Consider the following 17580-nt stretch of genomic DNA (forward strand, 5'->3'; position numbering starts at 1 on the left):
ATGCCTCACGCCTGAGGCAGGCCTTCCAGCTGGGCCTTGATCCTCGCGATGTCCTCGTCCGCCTTGGCCAGGCGGCCGCGGATCTTGTCCACCACGTTGTCCGGGGCCTTCGCGAGGAACGCTTCGTTGCCGAGCTTGGCGCCCGCCTGGGCCTTCTCCTTCTCGGCCGCCGCCAGGTCCTTCGCGAGGCGCTTGCGTTCCGCCGCCACGTCGATCGTGCCGGACAGGTCGAGGGCGACCGTGGCACCGGCCACCGGGAGGGTCGCCGTGGCCGCGAAGGTCTCGCCCTCCGGCTGGAGGCGCAGGAGCTGGCGGATGGCGGCCTCGTGCGGGGCGAGGGCGGTGCCGGTGAGCTCCAGGCGGGCCGGGACCTTCTGGCCGTCCTTGAGCCCCTGGTCCTTGCGGAACCGGCGGACCTCGGTGACGACCCGCTGGACCAGCGCGATCTCCAGTTCGGCGTCCTTGTCGCGGAAGCCGCTGTCGGCCGGCCACTCGCCGACGACCAGGGACTCGCCGCCGGTCAGGGTGGTCCACAGGGCGTCCGTCACGAACGGGATGACCGGGTGCAGCAGCCGCAGCGTCACGTCGAGGACCTCGCCGAGGACCCGGCCGGAGATCCTGGCCTGCTCGCCGCCCGCGAAGAAGGTCGTCTTGGACAGCTCGACGTACCAGTCGAAGACCTCGTCCCACGCGAAGTGGTAGAGCGCGTCGGCGAGTTTGGCGAACTGGTAGTCGTCGTAGTACGCGTCGACCTGGGCGACCGTGGTGTTGAGACGGGAGAGGATCCAGCGGTCCGTCGCCGACATCTCGGAGGCGTCCGGCAGCGGGCCCTCGACCATGGCGCCGTTCATGAGGGCGAAGCGGGTGGCGTTCCAGAGCTTGTTGGTGAAGTTCCGGGAGGCCTTGACCCAGTCCTCGCCGATCGGCACGTCCGCGCCCGGGTTGGCGCCGTTGGCGAGGGTGAAGCGGACGGCGTCGGAGCCGTAGGCGTCCATCCAGACCAGCGGGTCGACCGCGTTGGGGTTCGACTTCGACATCTTCTTGCCGAACTCGTCGCGGACCAGGCCGGTCAGCGCGATGGTGTGGAAGGGGGCCTGGCCGTCCATGGCGTAGAGGCCGAACATCATCATCCGGGCGACCCAGAAGAAGATGATGTCGTGGCCGGTCAGCAGGACGTCGGTCGGATAGAACTTCCGCAGGTCCTCGGTCTGTTCGGGCCAGCCGAGCGTGGAGAACGGCCACAGGCCGGAGGAGAACCAGGTGTCCAGGACGTCGGAGTCCTGGGTCCAGCCCTCGCCGGTGGGCGGCTCCTCGTCGGGTCCGACGCAGACGACCTCGCCGTCGGGGCCGTACCAGATCGGGATGCGGTGGCCCCACCACAGCTGGCGCGAGATGCACCAGTCGTGCATGGCGTCGACCCAGTCGAAGTAGCGCTTCGACATGTCCTCGGGGTGGATCTTGACTCGGCCGTCGCGGACCGCGTCACCGGCGGCCTTGGCGAGCGGGCCGACCTTGACCCACCACTGCAGGGACAGGCGGGGCTCGACGGTGGTCTTGCAGCGCGAGCAGTGCCCGACGGAGTGCATGTACGGGCGCTTCTCGGCGACGATCCGGCCCTGCTCCTTGAGGGCGCCGACGACAGCCGAGCGGGCCTCGTAGCGGTCCAGGCCGAGGAAGGGACCGTGGACGGTGATCACGCCGTGCTCGTCCATGATCGTCAGGGACGGCAGGTCGTGGCGGCGGCCGATCTCGAAGTCGTTCGGGTCGTGCGCGGGGGTCACCTTCACCGCGCCGGTGCCGAACTCGGGGTCGACGTGGGTGTCCGCGACGACCGGGATGGTGCGGTCGGTGAGCGGGAGCTTGATCTGCTTGCCGATGAGGTGCTGGTAGCGCTCGTCGTCGGGGTGGACGGCGACGGCCGTGTCACCGAGCATCGTCTCCGCGCGCGTGGTCGCGACGACGAGGCTGTCCTCGCCCTCGCCGTAGCGGATGGAGACCAACTCGCCCGCGTCCTCCTGGTATTCCACCTCGATGTCGGAGATGGCCGTCAGACAGCGCGGGCACCAGTTGATGATGCGCTCGGCGCGGTAGATCAGCTCGTCCTCGTAGAGCCGCTTGAAGATGGTGAGGACGGCCTTGGAGAGGCCCTCGTCCATCGTGAAGCGCTCACGGCTCCAGTCGACGCCGTCACCGAGGCGCCGCATCTGGCCGAGGATCCGGCCGCCGTACTCCTCCTTCCACTGCCAGACGCGCTCGACGAACTCCTCGCGGCCCAGGTCGTGGCGGGACTTGCCCTCCTCGGCGAGCTGCTGCTCGACCTTGTTCTGAGTGGCGATACCGGCGTGGTCCATGCCCGGCAGCCACAGCGCCTCGTAGCCCTGCATGCGCTTGCGGCGGGTGAGGGCATCCATGAGCGTGTGCTGGAAGGCGTGCCCGAGGTGCAGGCTGCCCGTGACGTTCGGCGGCGGGATGACGATGGTGTACGGCGGCTTGTCGCTCTTCGCGTCGGCGGTGAAGTAACCCTTCTCCACCCAGCGCTCGTACAGCGTCCCCTCTACCTCGGCCGGCGCGTACTGGGTCGGCAGTTCGGTGCTGGGCGCTGTGGGCTGCTGCTGAGCGTTCTCGGTCACGGGGCCAGTTTAGGGGTGTCGCGGGCGTGTCCCGAAACGCGTTTGTTCTGTAACGGCGAGGGCCCCGATGCGGTGCGCCGCCGGTGCCTGAGCCAGGATGTCGGGAACACGTAAGCATCTGGAGGGGAACCCAGAGATGAGTCACAACCAGCCGGGCCCGTACGGGCAGCCTCAGCAGCCCGGGCAGCCGCCGCAGCCCGGGCCGTACGGCCAGCCGGGCCCCTACGGCCAGCCGCCGCAGGCTCCGCAGGCGCCCCAGCCCGGCTACGGCTACCCCCAGCAGACACCGCCGCCCCAGCAGCCCGCGCAGCAACCGGGTTACGGATATCCGCAGCAGGGCGGAGTGCCGCCGCAGACCCCGCCGTACGGCCAGCCGCAGGCCCCCTACGGCCAGCAGCCGACGTACGGGCAGCAGCCGACGTACGGGCAGCAGCCGACGTACGGGCAGCAGCCCCCGTATGGTCAGGCCCCCTACGGTGTCCCGCAGCCGCCCGCGCCCGGCGGCGGCAAGGGGAAGAAGATCGGCATCATCGTCGGCGCGGTGGTGGTCGTCGCCGCGATCGCGGTCGGCGCGTCCCTGGTCTTCAGCGGTGGCGGGTCCGGCGGCGGTTCGAACGTCGACGACGACGGGGCGCACAAGCTGACGGCACCGGCGACGATCCTCAACGGGGAGTACAAGAAGGGCAGCGGCGACGGACTCGGCGCGCTGAGCGACAGCGACGTCAAGGACGCCGAGTCGTGGGGCGTCAAGGGCGCCAAGGACGTCAGCGCGACCTACTCCTCGGGCACCGGTCTGAGCACCAAGTCCCTGATGATCGCCGGTGTGTACGGCACGATCGACAACCCCGAGAAGGTCGTCGACTCGATGTTCGCCCAGGCCAAGGAGGGCTCCTCGAAGGACTCCAGCTCGGGCACGTTCGTGGGCAGCCCCCAGGAGTTCACTCCCGCGGGCTTCGAGAACGGCGTCATGAAGTGCCAGGAGATCAAGACCACCGAGTCCGGCACGACCCTGACCATGCCGGTGTGCATCTGGGGTGACCACAGCACGGTCACCTACGTCTTCGCGTACGACATGGCCGCCCTGACCGAGGGCAAGAGCACCACCATGACGGAGGCGGCCGAACTGACCGCCAAGGTCCGCAACGACGTGCGCGTCAAGGCCTGACGGACGCGCCGGCACCTCAACGGCGAAAGGGGCCCCGGTCGGTTGACCGGGGCCCCTTCGCATGTCCTGGGAAACTACGCCGTCTTCTGCTCGCCCGGACCGCGACCGCGCGCGTCCCTCGGGATGAGCGTCGGGTTGACGTTGGAGTGGACCACGTCCGCCGTGATGACGACACGGGCCACGTCCTTGCGGGACGGGATCTCGTACATGACGCCCTGCAGGACCTCTTCCATGATGGCGCGCAGGCCGCGCGCGCCGGTCTGGCGGAGGATGGCCTGGTCGGCGATGGCCTCCAGGGCCTCGCGCTCGAAGTCCAGCTCCACGCCGTCGAGTTCGAAGAGCCGCTGGTACTGCTTCACCAGCGCGTTGCGCGGCTCGACCAGGATCTGGAGGAGGGCTTCCCGGTCCAGGTTGTGCACGCTCGTGATGACCGGGAGGCGGCCGATGAACTCGGGGATCATGCCGAACTTGACCAGGTCCTCCGGCATGACGTCCTCGAACTGGTCCTTGGCCTCCAGCTCGCGCTTGGAGCGGATCGTCGCGCCGAAGCCGATGCCCTTGGCGCCGGCCCGGGACTCGATGAGCTTCTCCAGGCCCGCGAAGGCACCGCCCACGATGAACAGGACGTTCGTCGTGTCGATCTGGATGAACTCCTGGTGCGGGTGCTTGCGTCCGCCCTGCGGCGGCACGGAGGCCGTGGTGCCTTCCAGGATCTTCAGCAGGGCCTGCTGCACGCCCTCGCCGCTCACATCGCGCGTGATCGACGGGTTTTCACTCTTCCGCGCGACCTTGTCGATCTCGTCGATGTAGATGATCCCGGTCTCGGCCTTCTTGACGTCGTAGTCGGCCGCCTGGATCAGCTTCAGCAGGATGTTCTCGACGTCCTCGCCGACGTAGCCCGCCTCGGTGAGCGCGGTCGCGTCGGCGATCGCGAACGGGACGTTGAGCATGCGGGCGAGGGTCTGGGCGAGGAGCGTCTTGCCGGAACCCGTGGGTCCCAGCAGGAGAATGTTGGACTTCGCCAGCTCGATCGCGTCGTCACGGCTGCTGCCGCCGCCGTTCTCGCCGGCCTGGACGCGCTTGTAGTGGTTGTACACCGCCACGGAGAGGGCCTTCTTGGCCTGCTCCTGGCCCACCACGTAGCCCTCCAGGAACTCGTAGATCTCGCGGGGCTTGGGGAGTTCCTCCCAGCGCACCTCGCTCGTCTCGGCGAGTTCCTCCTCGATGATCTCGTTGCAGAGGTCGATGCACTCGTCGCAGATGTACACACCAGGCCCTGCGATGAGCTTCTTGACCTGCTTCTGGCTCTTGCCGCAGAACGAGCACTTGAGCAGATCGCCGCCGTCACCGATGCGTGCCACGGTGTGCTTCCCCTTCGCCTGGGAGACGCCTAGGTCCAGCGGCTCCTGGTGCTGCCTTATGTCCGACGGTACCTTGCCGGGCCCCCCGTTCGGGCCCCCCTTGGCAGGGTTCACTTCGACGTGCGCTGTGCCAAGGGGCGGCATATCCTACGGGTCCGCGTCAGCGGACGGCGGCGTTGTTCATCTTCCGGGTGGAGATGATCTGGTCGATCAGACCGTACGCCAGGGCGTCGTCGGCCGTGAGGATCTTGTCGCGCTCGATGTCCTCGCGGATCTTCTCGATCGGCGTGGTGGAGTGCTTGGCCAGCAGGTCTTCCAGCTGCGCGCGCATCCGGAGGATTTCGTTGGCGGCGATTTCCAGGTCGGAGACCTGACCGCGGCCGGTCTCGCTGTAGGGCTGGTGGATCAGCACGCGCGCGTTGGGCAGTGCCATGCGCTTGCCGGGCGTACCGGCGGCCAGCAGGATCGCGGCGGCGGAGGCCGCCTGACCCATGCAGACCGTCTGGACGTCCGGCTTCACGAACTGCATCGTGTCGTAGATGGCCGTGAGCGCCGTGAAGGAGCCGCCGGGGCTGTTGATGTAGACCGAGATGTCCCGGTCGGGGTCCATCGACTCCAGGCACAGCAGCTGCGCCATGACGTCGTTGGCGGAGGCGTCGTCGATCTGCACGCCGAGGAAGATCACGCGCTCCTCGAAGAGCTTCGCGTACGGGTCGTACTCGCGGACGCCCTGCGAGGTGCGCTCGACGAAGCGGGGGATCACGTAGCGGGACTCGGCACGCGGGCCGGTGTACTCGGCCTCGGTGCGGGCGTAGAGGCCGCTGCCGGGGAAGTCGTTCACTGTCTGTCTCCTAGGGGCTCAGGCGGTCGGCTGAGGGGCTGTGCGGGGGCGTTGTGGCCCCGCATGGGGCTCAGGCCCCGGTGCCGCCGCCGCCCGGCATGCCGGCGGCCGTGGCGATCACGTCATCGATGAGGCCGTAGGCCTTGGCCTCGTGGGCGTCGAACCAGCGGTCGCGGTCCGAGTCGCGGGTGATCTGCTCGATGGTCTGGCCGGTGTGCTGCGAGGTGAGCTCGGCCATGCGCTTCTTGGTGTGCAGCAGCCGCTCGGCGTGGATCTTGATGTCCGAGGCCGAACCGGCGAGGCCGGCGGACGGCTGGTGGATCAAGATCTCGGCGTTCGGCAGCGCGAAGCGCTTGCCGGGAGTGCCCGCGCTGAGCAGGAACTGGCCCATCGAGGCCGCGAGACCCATGGCGATGGTCACCACATCGTTCTTGATGTACTGCATGGTGTCGTAGATCGCCATGCCCGCGGTGATCGATCCGCCGGGGCTGTTGATGTAGAGGTAGATGTCCTTTTCCGGGTCAGCGGCAAGGAGCAGCAGCTGCGCGGTGATCTTGTTGGCGATGTCGTCGTCGACCGCCTGGCCGAGGAAGATGATCCGCTCGCCGAGCAGCCGGTTGTAGACCTGGTCACCGAGGCCACCACCGATGGAGGGGTCGCCGGCGGCGGAGGGCATCAGATTCGTCACGTATCCACCTGCTCGTCTTACGACGGCACCGGGCCGTCTTACGTGTTCCCGTCCGGGGGCTGGGCAGTTCGAGGGACTTCCCTGCCCTGGTACTCATGGACCCTAACGCGCTGGTCCCCTTGGGGAATCCCAGTAAGGGGGGTGTTCGCCGGGGGCGTAGCGCCGTGGTATCGCCGGTTCGGGGCCGGGCACGGGCGATCGGTGACCCGCCGCGCCCTTCTCCGCGCCCCCGGCCGGGTCCTCCGGGCCCATGCGGGAAGGGCCCCGGAGACATGGTCTCCGGGGCCCTTCCTACGACGTTCGAGGTGCCGTGGGCTCAGCCCTCGGTCTTCTCCTCGGCCTCGGCCGGGGTCTCCTCGGACGCGGCCTCGACGGCCTCGACGGTCTCGGCCGTCTCATCCTCGTCGTCGTCCAGGTCGACGACCTCGCCGTTGGTGTCCTTGACCGTGGCGGCCTCGACCACGACGGCCAGGGCCTTGCCGCGGGCGACCTCGCCGACGAGGAGCGGGACCTGACCGCCCTCGACGACCGCCTGGGCGAACTGGTCGGGGGACATGCCGGAGGAGGCGGCACGGCGCATGAGGTGCTCGGTGAGCTCCTCCTGGTTGACGTTCAGCTTCTCGCGCTTGACGAGCTCGTCGAGCACGAACTGGGTCTTGATGCCCTTGACCGCGGCTTCCTTGGTCTCGGTGTCGAACTCCTCGGCCGTCTTGCCCTGGATCTCGAGGTACTTCTCGAGGTCGAGGCCCATCTGGCCGAGCTGGTGGTGCTCCAGGTTGTGCTTGCGGGTGTTGATCTCGTCCTCGAGGAGCTTCTCGGGGACGGGCACCTCGACGAGCTCCAGGAGCTTCTCCAGGACGCGCTCCTGGGCCTGGGTGGCCTGGTCGTACTGCTTCATGTTCTCGAGGCGCTTGCGGCTGTCGGCCTTCAGCTCGTCGAGGGTGTCGAACTCGGAAGCGAGCTGCGCGAACTCGTCGTCCAGCTCGGGCAGTTCGCGGGCGGCGACCTGGGTGACCTTGACGGTGACCTCGGCCTCCTTGCCGGCCGCGGTGCCGCCCTTGAGCTCGGAGGTGAAGGTGGCCTCGCCACCGGCCTCCAGGCCCTTCACGGCGTCGTCGATGCCGTCCAGCAGCTCGCCGGAGCCGATGGTGTAGGAGACGCCGCTCGCCACGCCGTCCTCCAGCACCTCGCCCTCGACCTTGGCCTCCAGGTCGATGGTCACGACGTCGCCGTCCTCGGCGGCCCGCTCGACCGGGGAGGTCGACGCGAAGCGCTCACGCAGCTCGGTCACGGCCTTCTCGACGTCCTCGTCGCTGACCTCGACCGCGTCGACCTCGACCTCGATGCCGGAGTAGTCCGGGATCTCGATGGCGGGGCGGACGTCGACCTCGGCGGTGAAGTTCAGCGTCTCGCCGTCCTTCAGCTCGGTGATGTCGACCTCGGGCTGGCCCAGGACGTCGATCTCGGCCTCGTTGACCGCCTCGGTGTAGAACTTCGGAAGCGCGTCGTTGACCGCCTCCTCCAGGACCGCACCGCGGCCGAACCGCTGGTCGATGACGCGCGCCGGGATCTTGCCCTTGCGGAAGCCCTTCACCGTGACCTGCTGGTTGATCTTCTTGTACGCCGCGTCGAGGCTGTCCTTGAGCTCCTCGAAGGGCACCTCGATGCTGAGCCGAACCCGAGTCGGGTTCAGGGTCTCCACGGCGCTCTTCACGGTTCGGTCTCCTTGTGGCTGACTTCTCGGATTCTGCCGGGGCCAGAGCGGCTCCGGCGGATCGCCGCCCGGAGGATCTTCTGGAATGGAGAGGCACACGGGCGTGCAGCTTGCATAGTAACGGCAGCGGCGACACGCCCCAAAGGCGATCACGGACTCGGTCACGCGACTGATCGCGCAGGTGGTCGGGGTGGCGGGATTTGAACCCACGGCCTTCCGCTCCCAAAGCGGACGCGCTACCAAGCTGCGCCACACCCCGTCTGGTGCGACACGTAGGGTACATGCCCGCAGGCAGCGGGGTTGCCGCATTTCACGAGCCCCGTCCCAGAAGCACCCCGAGCGGGCTGTGGGACCGCCCACCTGAACAGCTTCGACATGGGGCCCTGCGGGAGGGCGAAGGGAAACTCCGACGGGCAGGGTGTCCCACCTCGCGGCGAGCGCGTCGTACGCCCGGGTGTCGCTCGGGCCGCGGCGGGAGCGGAGGCCGGAGGAAACGGATGCGCAGGCCGGCCCCGCAACGCACGCCGCCCGGCGGCGGTGGCGGATACGGGTGGGGCTTTTGGAGTGCGCGGATCGCGAGGGGGTGCGGCGGAGGACTTTGCGCGCCCCCGGCGTCCGCTGCGAGCCCCGTCCGTGCGCCGTGCGGTCGGCGGCGGGACGGAAGGGGTGTGCGACGAGGGGTGACGACCCGGTACGATGCTTTCGTGCCGTCGGCCATCGGGCCGCGGCGCGTGCTGTGCGGGCGTAGCTCAATGGTAGAGCCCTAGTCTTCCAAACTAGCTACGCGGGTTCGATTCCCGTCGCCCGCTCTGAAGGCCGAAGGCCCAGGTAAGAGGCGGATTCCCTCTCCCTGGGCCTTCGGTGTTCCCCGGTGCGGTAAGGGCGTTGAGCAACGGACCGGCTCATGGCCTCTCCTCCGGAGCTGCTCCGTCGGCCTTCTCGGACACCTCATCCGGTGCATCGCCCTCGGTGTCGGGGAATATCAGTCGTGCGCTGAGGCCGATCGCCCCCAGAGCTCCCAGCATGAGACCGGTACGCAACCACCTCATGCCGCCCTCCCAGTCCTGAGGGCTACCGAAGACCCTCCAGAGCACGAGGGCGATACCGAGCAGAAGGAGCCCCATGCCGGCGATGCGGCTTGATCGAGGAGGCATGTGCTCATGATCCACCGTGGGCCGGAGACGTGTCCCGGGCTAGAACTGGATCGAGTTGATGGTTTGCGCTATCGAGTCCAGGAAGCGTTGGATGTCGTCGGCCATGCCTGTCGAGGCGAGGAAGAAGCCGAAGAGCACCGCGACTATGGCGGGGCCGGCCTTGATGGAGCCTCCCCGCATCAACACCACGAGGATGATCCCCAACAGCAGCACCACTGACAGCGAAATGGCCACAACTGATCACACCCTCGGTCGGTCCCGCTCTCCCGGCCCGGGGACGCGACCCCGCGACCCCCGCCAGAACCATCGTGCCACCAACGCGGCCCGCATATGCGGCCGGTGAGCCAACGTTTGGCCATGCCGGTACACGCCCCGCACCCCCTGGCCGGTTCCTTTCGGTCCGCGGTCACCGCGTCCGCACATTCCGTCCGCAGGGAATTCGAAGCACTAACACAGGTGTGCGACGGGCATGGTTATGCGGCATTTCGGGGGGATTGATGGTGACAAAACAGCCTGTTGACGACGGCTCAGAAGTGCACAACCAGCAACGAGACAGCCGGTTTTACGGAGACACACAGCCGGGGCTAGGGTGCCTCAGATGTTTCCAGCCGCCGCCGACGCAGTCCCCCGTCCGCGTTCGCCGCAGGACCCGCCGTCCACCAAGCAGCGCGACGCCTTCTTCGACAACGCCAAGTACCTGGCGATCGTCCTGGTGGCCGTCGCGCACTCCTGGGAGCCGCTCAAGGGCGACAGCAGGATCCTGGAGGGCGTGTACACGGTGGTGTACTCGTTCCACATGCCGGCGTTCATCGTCATCTCCGGCTTCTTCTCGCGCAGTTTCGACATGCGCCCGGACCGGCTGAAGCGGCTCGTCACCGGCGTCGCGGTGCCGTACATCGTCTTCGAGACGGCGTACTCCCTCTTCAAGCGCTACGCCGACCACGACCCGGGCATGGAGATCAGCCTCCTGGACCCATGGTTTTTGACCTGGTTCCTGGTGGCGCTGTTCATCTGGCGGCTGACCACGCCGATCTGGAACCTGGTGCGGTGGCCGCTGCCGCTCGCGCTCGGCATCGCGATGCTGGCGTCCGTGACCCCGGACATCGGTGACGACCTGGACCTCCAGCGGGTGCTGCAGTTCCTGCCGTACTTCGTGCTCGGCCTGGTCATGAAGCCCGAGCACTTCCGCCTGGTGCGCCGGCGTTCGATGCGGATCGCGGCGGTGCCGGTGTTCGCCGCCGCCCTCGCCGTCGGCTGGTGGGCGGTGCCGCGGATGAACACCGAGTGGTTCTACCACCGCAACGCCGCCCAGGAGATGGGCGCTCCCTGGTGGACGGGACCGGTCATGGTGCTGGCCATGTTCGGTGCCTCGCTGCTGCTGACGGCCTGCTTCTTCGCCTGGGTGCCGGGCCGGCGCATGTGGTTCACCGCGCTCGGCGCGGGCACGCTGTACGGCTATCTGCTGCACGGCTTCCTGATCAAGGGCGCGGGTTTCGCGGGCTGGTTCGACCACGCCTGGCTGCACCGTCCGGCCGGTGAGCTCTTCGTGAGCGCCCTCGCCGCGGTCGCCGTCACCCTGCTGTGCACCGCGCCGGTGCGCCGGGTCTTCCGGTGCGTGATGGAGCCCGACATGAACTGGGCGTTCAGGCGGGAGGCGGCCGAGGTGAGGCGGGGAGACGATCAGAAGGCGGCGGCTCCCCGGGAGAAGGTCAGCGCCTAGATGCCTGCGCCTAGCCGGACGCCGGCAGACCGAGAAGGGCGCGCATCCCCGCGTACTTCTCGGTGAGTCGCTGCCGGGTGGCCTCGTCGAGGACCGCCAGGCGTGCCGGGTCCGCGTTGTGCGCCAGGTCGGCTTGTTTGACCAGCAGCGCGCCCGAGGTCGCGAGGATGCGCCCGGCGTACGCCTCGGGCGGCTCACCGGCCCGCTTGGTGACGGCGAGCACGATGTCCTTCGTACGACGGCTCAGCGCGGCCTCGGCGAGCCACTGCGCGGAGAGCGCGTCGTCCTCGACGGAGTCGTGCAGCCAGGCCGCCGCGATCTGGTCGTCGTCACCGCCACGCGCGCGTACGCCCTCGGCGACGGCCCGCAGGTGTTCGGCGTAGGGCCGGCCGGCCTTGTCGGTCTGGCCCTCGTGTGCGGTACGGGCGAGGGCCTCGACCTCGGCCAGCGTCAACTCGTCGGTCATTCCTCCAGTGTGGCGTGCCGCAGCGCAGCGCGGGCGGGAGGACGGCCGCGGTGAGGCCGAGAGCGTCCTGACCGACAACGGCTCGGCCTACCGCTCCCGCCACGGGTCCCAGACCTGCCACGAGCCCGGAATCACCGAGGAAGTTCACCACAATCAGTGCGGCATCGACTGAGCCGTGGGGCCCTCGCGGCAGATCAGCAGCAGCGCGCGGTCGTCGTTGACGTCCTTCGCCACCGCCTCGATCAGGTGCCAGGCGGCGCCGTGGAACCCGCCGGCCACATACCGGTCGGCCTCCCCCGTCAGCCGGTCGATGCCCTCGACTATGTCGCGTTCGGACGTCTCCACCAGGCCGTCGGTGAACAGCATCAGGACATCGCCGGGCCGCAGTGATCCCTTGACCGGGTCGAACTGGGCGCCGTCGTAGACCCCGAGGAGCGGGCCCTCCGCGGCCTTCTCCTCCCAGCGGCCGCTGCCCGCGCTGAGCTGCAGTCCCGGCGGATGGCCGGCCGAGTAGAGCTCGTAGTCGCCCGAGTCCAGGTCCAGGACCAGGTGGATCGAGGTCGCGAAGCCCTCGTCCCAGTCCTGACGGAGCAGATAGCCGTTCGCGGCGGGCAGGAAGGCGTGCGGGGGCAGCGAACCGAGCAGGCCGCCGAACGCCCCCGACAGCAGCAGCGCACGCGAGCCCGCGTCCATGCCCTTGCCCGAGACGTCGGTCAGGACGACCTCCATCGTCCGGCCGCCGTTGGTACGGGCCGCGACAACGAAGTCACCGGAGAACGACTGTCCGCCCGCGGGACGCAGCGCCATCTCCCGGTGCCAGCCCTGCGGCAGGTGCGGCAGCTTGCTCTGGACCCGGATGCGTTCGCGCAGGTCGAACAGCATGGTGCCGCCGCGCCGCCAGGGCACTCCGACCCGGCTGCGGAACTGGGCGATCAGCAGGCCGAAGAAACCGCAGGCGGCCACGACCAGGACCACGCCCGGGGTGACCCGGGACGGCCCCTCGGTGTACGGCCCCAGCCGCACCGACTCCACGATCAGCGCGGTCGCCGCCGCCGCGTACAGGCCGAGCAGGCTCGCCGGGCGCAGCAGCAGACCGCCGGCGACGATCGGGAGGACCAGCGCGGCCGGTGAGCACCACACCGAGTTCATCAGGGTGACGGACGCGATCACCGGGACGGTCAGGAGCAGACCGGCCAGCGCGACCCAGTCCGAGCCGTCGCCCCGGAAGTAGTCCACGGCGCTTCTGCGCAGGCCGACGCGGACCCGGTGCCACTGCATCTTCCACCGGGCCGTGAACGTCTCGGCTTCCGCGCGCCGCTCTCGTCCTGCTGCCATTAGTTCGGGACCTTATCCGTCGAACCCTCTGCTTGGCACAGGAGGTACGACTTGTCCCCCGTGCGAGGTTCAACTTCACAGCTGTTCAAGGGCCGTACACGCTCCGGCCGATGAGGGGCCCCGGTGAAATTTCCTCGCTCGTCCCGCACTGCCCTGGTAGGCATGGTTCATGGGGACTGACTTGCGGGTGCTACGGCAGGACGACTGGGACGAGTGGTACGACAACCTGATCCGCGCCTTCGGCGGGGTTCCGGAGTCGGCCGAGGAGCGGGAGCTGTTTCGTGAGCTCACCGCGTACGACCGCTCCATCGGCGTCTGGGACGGCGAGCGGTGTGTGGGTACGGCGGGGGCGTTCGGCTTCCGGATGACCGTGCCGGGCGGCGCCTCGGTGCCCGCCGCCGGCGTCACCATGGTCGGCGTGGCCGGCACGCACCGGCGGCGCGGGGTGCTGACCTCGATGATGCGCCGCCAGCTGGACGACGTGCGCTCCTGGGGCGAGCCGCTGGCCGTGCTCACGGCCTCCGAGCCGGTGATCTACGGCCGGTTCGGGTACGGCGTCGGCACCTACCACCTCAACGCCGACATCGACACGACCCGGGTACGGCTGTCCGTGCCGCCCGGCACCGACGACGTACGGCTGCGGTACGCGGCGCCCGCCGACGTGCTCGACGCGTGCGAGGCGGTGTACGCCCGGCTCGTGCCGCAGCGGCCCGGAATGGTCACCCGGCTTCCCGGCTGGGAGCGGATGTGGCTGCTCGACCCCGAGAGCGACCGGGACGGTGCCTCACCCCTGCAGTGCGTGGTCGCGGAGCGGGACGGGTCGGTCGTGGGCTTCGTGCGGTACCGGGTCAAGGCGGACTGGGAACCGGCCGGACCCAGGGGCACCGTGGTGGTCTCCGACCTGGAGGCGCTGGATCCGGCCACGCACGGCGCGCTGTGGCGGTTCCTGTTCGACCTCGACCTCACCTCGCGGATCGATGTGCGGCGGCGACCGGTCGACGAGGCCTGGCAGTACCTCGTCTCCGACGTCCGGCGCTGTTCACTGCTGGTGCGGGACTCGCTGCACGTACGGCTGGTGGACGTGGGGGCCGCGCTCCAGGCGCGGACCTATCAGGCGCCGGTGGACGTGGTGTTGGAGGTCGAGGACTCCTTCTGCCCCTGGAACGCGGGCCGTTGGCGGCTCAGCGGGGACGCGAAGGGCGCGTCGTGCGACCGTACGACGGACCCGGCCGACCTCGCCCTGTCGGTAAGGGAGTTGGGAGCGGCCTACCTCGGCGGCGTGAGCCTGGCCGCGCTGGCGGGCGCGGGCCTGGTGCGGGAGCTGCGACAGGGGGCGCTGGCCGAGGCGGCGGTGGGGTTCGGGTCGGCGGTGGCGCCCTGGCTGCCGCACGGGTTCTAGGTCCTTCTCAAGGTCTCCAGGTCCCGCTCAAGGCCTCTGGCAGGTCGGGCACCAGAAGAGGTTGCGGGCGGCGAGGTCGGCGGTGCGGATCTCGTCGCCGCAGAGGTGACAGGGCAGGGCGGCCCTGCGGTAGACGTAGACCTCGCCGCCGTGGTCGTCGACGCGTGGCGGGCGGCGCATCGCCTCGGGGGTGTGCTCCGGGCGGACGGTGTCGATGCGGTTGTTCCGCACGCCCTCGCGCATGAGCGCGACGAGGTCGGTCCAGATCGCGTGCCACTCGGCGGGGGTGATGTCCTTGCCCGCGCGGTACGGGTCGATGCGGTGACGGAAGAGGACCTCCGCCCGGTAGACGTTGCCCACGCCCGCGATGACCTTCTGGTCCATCAGCAGGGCGGCGATCGTCGTACGGCTGCGGGAGATCCGCCGGTACGCGGCGTGCGGGTCGGCGTCCTCGCGCAGGGGGTCCGGGCCGAGGCGCTCGTGTATCGACTGCTTCTCGGCGGGGGTGATCAGGGCGCAGGTGGTGGGGCCGCGGAGGTCGACGTACGCCGTGGTGTTCGCGAGGCGGAGGCGGACCGTGTCGGTGGGCGGGGGTGCGGGGGTCGCGCCGAAGGTGACCTTGCCGAAGAGGCCGAGGTGGATGTGGACCCAGTCGGTGTCCCGGAAGCCGAGGAAGAGGTGCTTGCCGTGGGCGTCGGTGCGGGTGACTTCGGAGCCGGTGAGGAGGGCCGCGGCGTCGGAGAACTTGCCCTGGGGGCTGGTGACGCGGGGTTTCGTGCCGGTGAAGGCTTCGGCGTAGTCCTGTGCCAGGCGGTGGATGGTGTGCCCCTCAGGCACGGTGGTTCCTCTTTCGTCACATACCCAAGGGCTGGATTTCGTGCAGGTCACCCACTCAGGGGCGCGGGGAACTGCGCGACCAGCCCCCACGCACCCGCACCCGGCCACGAACCCCGCTGAGGGCTACTGCTGGGGGTGGTGCGCCGGGATCGCCGGCAGGTCGCCCGTGGTCTCGTAGTCGGACAGCATGTCGATGCGGCGCTGGTGGCGCTCGTCGCCCGAGAACGGCGTCGCGAGGAAGGTCTCGACGAACTTCGTCGCCTCCTCCGTGGAGTGCATGCGGGCGCCGACCGCGACGACGTTGGCGTTGTTGTGCTGGCGGCCCAGCGAAGCGGTCTCCTCGCTCCAGGCGAGGGATGCCCGAACACCCTTGACCTTGTTCGCCGCGATCTGCTCGCCGTTGCCGGAGCCGCCGATCACGATGCCGAGGGAGTCGGCGTCGGCGGCGGTGCGCTCGGCGGCGCGGAGGCAGAAGGGCGGGTAGTCGTCCTGGGCGTCGTAGATGTGGGGGCCGCAGTCGACCACGTCGTGGCCGGCCGCCTTGAGCCAGTCGACGAGGTGGTTCTTGAGTTCGAAGCCCGCATGGTCGGAGCCGAGATACACGCGCATGGAACGAGTGTGACACGGCTGTTTCGGGGCAGCAGCCCCGGGTGTCGGCCAGGAAAACAGTGAGCCTGACAATGGAACCTCAAGGAAACCTCAAGTAACGATCTGGATTCAAAGGTTCACGAATTTCTTTGCCTCCGATTCACTGGACCGACCCGTACACCGCTCGTACGGGCCTCCCCACACCCGGCACGAAGGAATTCCCCGTATGACTGGTCTCCAGGCCGGACTCAAGAACCGTCACCTCTCGATGATCGCCATCGGCGGCGTCATCGGGGCGGGCCTCTTCGTGGGCTCCAGCTCCGGTATCGCCACCGCCGGACCCGGCATCCTGCTGTCGTACGCGCTCGTCGGCACGCTGGTCGTCCTCGTGATGCGGATGCTCGGTGAAATGTCCGCCGCGAATCCCAATTCCGGTTCCTTCTCGGCGCACGCCGACCGGGCCCTCGGCCGCTGGGCCGGTTTCTCCATCGGCTGGCTGTACTGGTTCTTCTGGGTCGTCGTCCTCGCCGTCGAGGCGACCGCCGGCGCCAAGATCCTCGAGGGGTGGATACCCGCCGTACCGCAGTGGGGGTGGGCGCTGATCGTGATGGTGGTGCTGACCGCCACCAACCTCGTCTCCGTCGGGTCCTACGGCGAGTTCGAGTTCTGGTTCGCCGGGATCAAGGTCGTGGCGATCGGGGCGTTCATCGTCATCGGCCTGCTCGCCGTGTTCGGCGTGCTGCCGGGTGTCGACGCCGACCAGGCGGGGCTCTCCAACCTGACCGACCACGGCGGTTTCCTGCCGCACGGGCCCGGTGCCATCCTCACCGGCGTACTGCTCGTCGTCTTCTCCTTCATGGGCAGCGAGATCGCGACCCTCGCGGCCGGTGAGTCGGAGGACCCGCAGCGGGCCGTGACCAAGTCGACCAACAGCATCATCTGGCGTATCGCGGTCTTCTACCTGGGATCCATCTTCGTCGTCGTCACGCTGATCCCGTGGGACTCCAAGTCCATCCAGGACAGCGGGTCCTACGTCGCCGCGCTCGACTCCCTCGGGATCGCGCACGCCGGTCAGATCATGAACTTCATCGTGCTGACCTCGGTGCTGTCCTGTCTCAACTCCGGCCTCTACACGGCCTCCCGGATGGCCTTCTCGCTCGGCGAGCGGGGTGACGCGCCGAAGGCGTTCGCGCGGGTCAACGGCCGGGGTGTGCCGATGGCCGCGATCCTCGCGTCGGTGGTGTTCGGCTTCGTCGCCGTGTTCTTCAACTACCTCTCCCCCGACAAGATCTTCCTCTTCCTCGTCAACTCCTCCGGTGCGGTGGCCCTGTTCGTGTGGCTGGTCATCTGCTTCTCGCAGCTGCGGATGCGGAAGATCATCCAGGCCGAGGCGCCGGAGAAGCTGGTCGTGAAGATGTGGCTGTACCCGTATCTGACCTGGGCGACGGCCGCGTTGATCGTGTTCGTCCTCGGCTACATGCTGACCGACACGGAGCACGACGGGCGGGAGACCGTGCTGCTGTCGCTGCTCGTCGCGGCGGGGGTGCTGGTCATCGCCGTGGTGAAGGAGAAGGTCGGGCGCGGGCGGGCGACCGCCGCCTCGGCCGGTGAGGTGACGGACAAGGTTTCCGTCGGCTGAACGGACGGCTGAACGGACGTGCGTGCAGGGCCCCGTGGCGTGT

15 protein-coding genes and 2 tRNA genes are annotated in these 17580 nt (G+C 69.0%); 5 read left to right on the plus strand and 12 right to left on the minus strand.

Annotation, left to right across the window (positions count from 1 at the left end; all coding sequences use genetic code 11):
* Positions 1-5: 5 nt before the first annotated feature.
* Positions 6-2630, minus strand: coding sequence for a valine--tRNA ligase (locus ACIRP7_RS00885; protein ID WP_403652063.1), 2625 nt, complete (start codon positions 2628-2630; stop codon positions 6-8).
* A 136-nt stretch (positions 2631-2766) separates the two neighbouring features.
* Here ACIRP7_RS00885 and ACIRP7_RS00890 point away from each other — a divergent pair, with 136 nt between their 5' ends.
* The gene (locus ACIRP7_RS00890; RefSeq protein ID WP_403652066.1) at positions 2767-3795 is read left to right on the plus strand and encodes a hypothetical protein; all 1029 of its coding nucleotides are present in this window, start codon (positions 2767-2769) and stop codon (positions 3793-3795) included.
* 74 nt (positions 3796-3869) lie between these two features.
* Here the strand turns inward: ACIRP7_RS00890 and clpX are convergent, their stop codons facing one another.
* The 5 genes from clpX to ACIRP7_RS00915 all read right to left on the minus strand — a co-directional run bounded on the left by clpX (position 3870) and on the right by ACIRP7_RS00915 (position 8658).
* The gene (gene clpX / locus ACIRP7_RS00895) at positions 3870-5156 is read right to left on the minus strand and encodes an ATP-dependent Clp protease ATP-binding subunit ClpX (RefSeq protein WP_389991338.1); all 1287 of its coding nucleotides are present in this window, start codon (positions 5154-5156) and stop codon (positions 3870-3872) included.
* 160 nt (positions 5157-5316) lie between these two features.
* Entirely contained in the window at positions 5317-5997 is a 681-nt protein-coding gene (locus ACIRP7_RS00900) for an ATP-dependent Clp protease proteolytic subunit (RefSeq protein WP_352383943.1), read from the minus strand.
* A gap of 70 nt (positions 5998-6067) precedes the next feature.
* Positions 6068-6673: an ATP-dependent Clp protease proteolytic subunit gene (locus ACIRP7_RS00905; RefSeq protein ID WP_403653005.1), complete on the minus strand. Its 606-nt coding sequence runs from the start codon at positions 6671-6673 to the stop codon at positions 6068-6070.
* Between the two features lie 328 nt (positions 6674-7001).
* On the minus strand, positions 7002-8399 hold the full coding sequence (gene tig / locus ACIRP7_RS00910; RefSeq protein WP_352383945.1) for a trigger factor: 1398 nt from the start codon (positions 8397-8399) through the stop codon (positions 7002-7004).
* 182 nt (positions 8400-8581) lie between these two features.
* A tRNA-Pro gene (locus tag ACIRP7_RS00915) sits at positions 8582-8658 on the minus strand.
* A 479-nt stretch (positions 8659-9137) separates the two neighbouring features.
* Between ACIRP7_RS00915 and ACIRP7_RS00920 the strand changes: the two genes are divergently transcribed.
* Positions 9138-9208: transfer RNA gene (locus ACIRP7_RS00920), tRNA-Gly, on the plus strand.
* A 93-nt stretch (positions 9209-9301) separates the two neighbouring features.
* Here the strand turns inward: ACIRP7_RS00920 and ACIRP7_RS00925 are convergent.
* Together ACIRP7_RS00925 and ACIRP7_RS00930 are read right to left on the minus strand one after the other, a co-directional pair.
* The gene (locus tag ACIRP7_RS00925) at positions 9302-9523 is read right to left on the minus strand and encodes a hypothetical protein (RefSeq protein WP_403652071.1); all 222 of its coding nucleotides are present in this window, start codon (positions 9521-9523) and stop codon (positions 9302-9304) included.
* Positions 9524-9592: 69 nt separating this feature from the next.
* The gene (locus tag ACIRP7_RS00930; protein WP_381331885.1) at positions 9593-9787 is read right to left on the minus strand and encodes a hypothetical protein; all 195 of its coding nucleotides are present in this window, start codon (positions 9785-9787) and stop codon (positions 9593-9595) included.
* 364 nt (positions 9788-10151) lie between these two features.
* Between ACIRP7_RS00930 and ACIRP7_RS00935 the strand changes: the two genes are divergently transcribed.
* A complete protein-coding gene (locus tag ACIRP7_RS00935; protein ID WP_403652076.1) occupies positions 10152-11273 on the plus strand; it encodes an acyltransferase family protein in 1122 nt (373 codons plus the stop codon).
* A 10-nt stretch (positions 11274-11283) separates the two neighbouring features.
* Here the strand turns inward: ACIRP7_RS00935 and ACIRP7_RS00940 are convergent, their stop codons facing one another.
* Positions 11284-11739, minus strand: a complete 456-nt coding sequence (locus ACIRP7_RS00940; protein WP_403652079.1) for an HD domain-containing protein — start codon at positions 11737-11739, stop codon at positions 11284-11286.
* A 153-nt stretch (positions 11740-11892) separates the two neighbouring features.
* Entirely contained in the window at positions 11893-13074 is a 1182-nt protein-coding gene (locus ACIRP7_RS00945; protein WP_403652082.1) for a PP2C family protein-serine/threonine phosphatase, read from the minus strand.
* A gap of 169 nt (positions 13075-13243) precedes the next feature.
* Here ACIRP7_RS00945 and ACIRP7_RS00950 point away from each other — a divergent pair, with 169 nt between their 5' ends.
* Positions 13244-14473 carry a GNAT family N-acetyltransferase gene (locus ACIRP7_RS00950; protein WP_403652085.1) on the plus strand — a complete coding sequence of 410 codons (1230 nt, stop codon included), beginning with the start codon at positions 13244-13246 and terminating at the stop codon, positions 14471-14473.
* A gap of 27 nt (positions 14474-14500) precedes the next feature.
* Here the strand turns inward: ACIRP7_RS00950 and ACIRP7_RS00955 are convergent, their stop codons facing one another.
* Entirely contained in the window at positions 14501-15310 is an 810-nt protein-coding gene (locus ACIRP7_RS00955; protein ID WP_403652088.1) for an Fpg/Nei family DNA glycosylase, read from the minus strand.
* 123 nt (positions 15311-15433) lie between these two features.
* On the minus strand, positions 15434-15919 hold the full coding sequence (locus tag ACIRP7_RS00960; protein WP_352383960.1) for a ribose-5-phosphate isomerase: 486 nt from the start codon (positions 15917-15919) through the stop codon (positions 15434-15436).
* Between the two features lie 205 nt (positions 15920-16124).
* Between ACIRP7_RS00960 and ACIRP7_RS00965 the strand changes: the two genes are divergently transcribed.
* On the plus strand, positions 16125-17537 hold the full coding sequence (locus tag ACIRP7_RS00965; RefSeq protein WP_403652091.1) for an amino acid permease: 1413 nt from the start codon (positions 16125-16127) through the stop codon (positions 17535-17537).
* The last annotated feature ends 43 nt before the right edge of the window (positions 17538-17580 follow it).

It is taken from the genome of Streptomyces sp. NPDC102270, assembly GCF_044766405.1.
Classification (GTDB): domain Bacteria; phylum Actinomycetota; class Actinomycetes; order Streptomycetales; family Streptomycetaceae; genus Streptomyces.

Excerpts from the sequence above, each read along its gene's own strand:
- ACIRP7_RS00925 (WP_403652071.1), bottom strand. The coding sequence starts at position 9,523 with ATGGGGCTCCTTCTGCTCGGTATCGCCCTCGTGCTCTGGAGGGTCTTC.
- ACIRP7_RS00950 (WP_403652085.1), top strand. The coding sequence starts at position 13,244 with ATGGGGACTGACTTGCGGGTGCTACGGCAGGACGACTGGGACGAGTGG.
- ACIRP7_RS00960 (WP_352383960.1), bottom strand. The coding sequence starts at position 15,919 with ATGCGCGTGTATCTCGGCTCCGACCATGCGGGCTTCGAACTCAAGAAC.
- ACIRP7_RS00965 (WP_403652091.1), top strand. The coding sequence starts at position 16,125 with ATGACTGGTCTCCAGGCCGGACTCAAGAACCGTCACCTCTCGATGATC.
- ACIRP7_RS00940 (WP_403652079.1), bottom strand. The coding sequence starts at position 11,739 with ATGACCGACGAGTTGACGCTGGCCGAGGTCGAGGCCCTCGCCCGTACC.
- ACIRP7_RS00890 (WP_403652066.1), top strand. The coding sequence starts at position 2,767 with ATGAGTCACAACCAGCCGGGCCCGTACGGGCAGCCTCAGCAGCCCGGG.
- ACIRP7_RS00945 (WP_403652082.1), bottom strand. The coding sequence starts at position 13,074 with ATGGCAGCAGGACGAGAGCGGCGCGCGGAAGCCGAGACGTTCACGGCC.
- ACIRP7_RS00935 (WP_403652076.1), top strand. The coding sequence starts at position 10,152 with ATGTTTCCAGCCGCCGCCGACGCAGTCCCCCGTCCGCGTTCGCCGCAG.
- ACIRP7_RS00905 (WP_403653005.1), bottom strand. The coding sequence starts at position 6,673 with ATGCCCTCCGCCGCCGGCGACCCCTCCATCGGTGGTGGCCTCGGTGAC.